Source organism: Streptomyces sp. BE20, from assembly GCF_036322525.1.
GTDB lineage: Bacteria > Actinomycetota > Actinomycetes > Streptomycetales > Streptomycetaceae > Kitasatospora.
Map to the genome: position 1 here is coordinate 1 of NZ_JAQYWW010000139.1, position 343 is coordinate 343.

Annotated in this window: 1 protein-coding gene; it reads right to left on the bottom strand. The window is 69.4% G+C overall.

What is annotated here, in order from left to right:
- On the bottom strand, window positions 1-343 hold a 343-nt coding region (locus PUR61_RS00715; protein WP_329874523.1), incomplete at both ends, for a phosphatase PAP2 family protein.

Here is a 343-nt window from a genome sequence, read left to right on the forward strand (position 1 = left end):
ATCGCCGACAGCTGCGCCGCCTTGACCACCCCGGCGACCGCTCCCCCGTACACAGACAGCCCGTACTCCGCCGCGACGTCCACGAAACACTCCAGCGGCAGCATCCGGGGCGGGGCCACCGGGATGAACTGCACGGCCAGGCAGACCGCCGTCGTTACCACCACGGTGGTCCGCACCCACGCGTACCGCACGCGGTGACGCATGAACACCCAGACCAGCACCGCGATCATCACCGTGAAGTGCATCGCCGCGTAGTAGTAGTTGGCCAGCCTCACCAGCACCGGGTACGGCGTCACCGCCTCCTGCCAGGCCGCTTCGTCCGGCAGCCCGAGTGCCAGCTCCG